The organism is Pseudomonas sp. P4_C3, from assembly GCF_056402075.1.
The window spans coordinates 1-3,543 of the sequence record NZ_JBFUIC010000373.1; the positions used below are offsets into that span (position 1 = coordinate 1).

3 protein-coding genes and 2 pseudogenes are annotated in these 3,543 nt (G+C 53.1%); 3 read left to right on the plus strand and 2 right to left on the minus strand.

Annotated features, from left to right (window positions below; translation table 11 throughout):
- Positions 1–16: 16 nt before the first annotated feature.
- Positions 17–475: an Lrp/AsnC family transcriptional regulator gene (locus AC1DVH_RS27770; RefSeq protein ID WP_477756489.1), complete on the minus strand. Its 459-nt coding sequence runs from the start codon at positions 473–475 to the stop codon at positions 17–19.
- A gap of 268 nt (positions 476–743) precedes the next feature.
- Between AC1DVH_RS27770 and AC1DVH_RS27775 the strand changes: the two genes are divergently transcribed.
- From AC1DVH_RS27775 to AC1DVH_RS27785, 3 genes and pseudogenes are all read left to right on the plus strand, one after another.
- Positions 744–2,132 carry an amino acid permease gene (locus AC1DVH_RS27775; RefSeq protein ID WP_477756490.1) on the plus strand — a complete coding sequence of 463 codons (1,389 nt, stop codon included), beginning with the start codon at positions 744–746 and terminating at the stop codon, positions 2,130–2,132.
- 364 nt (positions 2,133–2,496) lie between these two features.
- A pseudogene (locus AC1DVH_RS27780) lies at positions 2,497–2,646 on the plus strand (IS5/IS1182 family transposase); the annotation flags it as partial.
- Between the two features lie 2 nt (positions 2,647–2,648).
- A pseudogene (locus tag AC1DVH_RS27785) lies at positions 2,649–2,873 on the plus strand (transposase); the annotation flags it as partial.
- 170 nt (positions 2,874–3,043) lie between these two features.
- Here AC1DVH_RS27785 and AC1DVH_RS27790 read toward each other — a convergent pair.
- Positions 3,044–3,543: glutamine amidotransferase-related protein (locus AC1DVH_RS27790; RefSeq protein WP_477756491.1), on the minus strand; the 500-nt coding region annotated here is incomplete at its 5' end.

Genomic DNA, 3,543 nt, shown 5'->3' on the forward strand with positions numbered 1-3,543 from the left:
GGGCAAGCCCAGGCACTTACAGTGGCAAGGTATTGCAGTGCTTGATCTCCTTGAGCGAAAACCCGGTGTACATTTCCTTGATATTGCCGAGCGTACGTATGCGATGCATGGCGAGTTCATGGAATGCCTCCATGTCTTTGACGACTACCTGCAAGAGGTAGTCGTATTTCCCCGACACTTTGTGACAGGCAATAATGTTGGGCAGCGCCAGAACGCCCGCTTCGAAATGCTCCATGGCGTCCTCGGAGTGACTATCGAGGGTGACGCTGATGAAAGCAAAAAGTCCCAGCCCCATGGTCTTTGGGTTCAAGTGCGCGTGATACCCGACAATCACCTCCTCTTCCAGGCGCTTCAGGCGCTTCCAGCAGGCTGGCGCTGACAGGTAGACACGAGCGGCGATCTCGGCGTTCGTCAGGCGACCATTCATTTGCAGAATTTCCAGAATTGAACGATCAACCTTATCCATTTCCGCCATGTGTTCTCTCCCTTTAACAATGAGTACGCGGTAGGGCGATTGGCCCCATCCCGCAGGTCCTTGATCAAGCATCCATTTCTAGAAACGACAAATATTAGAAAGAAAATTACCTAAAGAACATATTTTAGATAATTAACGTCTGAAAAATAATCAAATACAGATCCGTTTCGAAAGCTAATTTTCAAGGCGCTGAAATACAATTTCTTGTCATTTCCGACACCCAAGCCACTGGCTCTGACAATAAAAACAAGTAACAACGGAGGCAATATTGAGCATTTTCAGAACAAAAGACCTGGACGCAATGATTGCTGCTGCCCGAGCTCCTGCCGGGTTGAAAAAAGTGCTGGGGCCGATGGATCTGGTCCTGATTGGTATCGGTGCAATCGTGGGGACAGGCATCTTTGTATTGACCGGAACCGGCGCATTGACTGCGGGACCGGCCCTCATGGTTTCATTCCTGTTAGCGGCGTTGGCCTGTGCATTTGCAGCGCTCTGTTATGCTGAGTTCGCCTCATCTGTACCGGTAGCAGGCTCGATTTACACCTACAGCTACGCGACGCTGGGAGAGTTGGTGGCCTGGATGATCGGCTGGGATCTGATGCTCGAATACGGACTGGCCAGTTCGGCTGTGTCTGTTGGGTGGTCGGGTTACTTCCAGTCCCTGCTGAGCGGATTTGGGCTGAATCTTCCGGTTGTGCTTACGGCGGCTCCAGGCTCTTTGCCCGGTGTGGAAACCTGGTTCAACCTACCCGCGCTGGTGATTATGCTGGCAATTACCTGGATGCTTTCCATGGGCATCAAGGAATCTGCGCGCGTAAACAACGTGATGGTGATCATCAAGATCGCCGTGGTGCTGCTCTTCATCGCCGTTGGTGTGCGACATGTTCAACCGGCTAACTGGCAACCTTTCGCGCCCTTCGGTGGCCAAGGCATTTTGAGTGCTTCGGCCCTGGTTTTTTTTGCTTTTATTGGTTTCGATGCGGTTTCCTCTGCCGCCGAAGAAGTGAAAAACCCGGCGCGTGACCTCCCCATCGGCATTATCGGTTCCTTGGCCGTTTGTGCGGTGTTGTACGTTGCCGTTTCAATGATCATGACCGGTATCGTGCCCTATGCCCAATTCCTTGGCGTTGATCATCCGGTCTCATTGGCGTTGCAACATGCCGGTGAAAGCTGGGTTGCCGGGTTCGTTGATTTAGGCGCAATCATTGGCATGACGACGGTCATTCTGGTTATGGCGTACGGTCAAACCAGGATCATCTACGCGATGTCGCGCGACGGACTGCTTCCCCAGCGCCTTTCCAGGGTTCATCCACGATTCGGCACACCATTTTTCGCCACCTGGATGGTCGGAATAGTCTTCGGGCTGATCTCGGCTCTGATTCCGCTGAACGTCCTCGCCGAGCTGATCAATATCGGTACGTTGGCCGCATTCAGTCTGATCTCGGTGGCAGTGATCGTATTGCGCAAGACCCGACCCGATCTCCCTCGCGCATTCAGATGCCCGGGCGTGCCCGTTGTTCCGTTGCTCGCCATCGCGTTCTGCGTAACCTTGATGACCTTCCTCAAGCAGACGACCTGGCTGGTATTTGGGGCGTGGTTGGCAATTGGCCTGGTGATCTACTTCGCCTATGCGAGGCGCCGCTCGTTGTTGCATTAATCCGGCATTTCGTCAGGTCTCTCTGGAGTGTCAATCAACCTCCAATAGTTTTCAGGTGCGAAACTGCATTCCAGTTGCGCACCTGATTGCATTCGCCTGTCAATCCTCACCTCATTTATCCTGCTTTTTGTCAAAGCGAGCAGAACTTGCTATCAGGACCCGCTGTGAGGATTGCAACACTTCTTGAATGGGGCCTGTTTGCTCTATAACCGAAAAGGATAGTCACGATATTCTATTGCAGCTATACGTGATCCCGCTCTCGGCCAGGAATCGGAATACAAACTGTCCGCCATGGGGCCAGGCTGTGTGAAAACGTCTGAGATTGTCTAATCTTCTGAGCGTCTAGATCGTATCGGGGGCGATCATGAAGCGATTCATTGAAGGTGAGGCCCGGACGCAAGTCACGTTGCTGCCGGAGTGCCTGGACGATTACGTAGCCGAAGAAAATCCAGTGCGAGTGGTCGACGTTTTCGTCGATGAACTCGACCTGGGTGCACTTGGGTTTGAGGGTGTGCCCTGCAGATCCGATTGGACCATGATCCAGGGAAGATGAGGGTTCGCCGACAGACTGTTGAGCATTCTTTCGGAACGCTCAAATATTGGATGGGAGCTACCCACTTCCTGACTAAAACCCTACCGAGGGTAAGTACCGAGATGAGCCTTCATGTGCTCGCCTACAACCTCAAACGAATGATGAGCATCTTCGGCATCGCAGGGCTGCTTGAGGCGATCAGGGCGTAAATCCAACTGCTTGCTCACCCGTTAGTGGCCGCTGATTCCACAGGCAACCCTCGCGACTCTCAGCCTTCAATGCAGTCAGCGTGTTTTCACACAGCCTGGACCCAAAGCGGCCTGTCGTAGCTGGCACACAAACGCCACTGCCTCCTGAACAGCGACGTTGTCTTGAGTCGTTACTCGGCCTGGTAATCGGCAACGAGCTTGTCCAAAAATACGAATAGCTTCTGGTTCATCGCATCGTAATCGTTAGCCCGCAACGCGGCTGGTTGCTGAACAAAACGCCGGTCAGTGAGCGTTATCAGTTCCGCCTCCGATGCCTGGATCAGCAGTTCCACGACGTCTTTGGTGAGCTCCATATGGCATTGAAAGCCGTACACCAGTTGGTGGTATTCAACGATTTGACGCGGGCAACCCTTGCTGTACGCAATGATCTTGGCGTCCAGGGTGAGCCCTGGCATGTCATTGTGCCAATGGCCGACTTCCAGGGTTTCCCCGAAGTGCGAAAACTTCGGATTAGCCAAACCCTCTTGGGTTAAATAAATCGGGAATTTGCCAATTTCCTTTTCAGGGCTGTGGTTGAACGTGGCGCCGAGTGCTTCCCCGATCAATTGCGACCCCAGGCAGGATGGCCGCGCTGTTTCGTCGGCTCGATCAGATGTGACAAAACCCGGTC

What these genes read in the sequence shown, in the direction of transcription:
- AC1DVH_RS27770 (WP_477756489.1), bottom strand. Translation starts at nt 475, where the DNA reads ATGGCGGAAATGGATAAGGTTGATCGTTCAATTCTGGAAATTCTGCAA.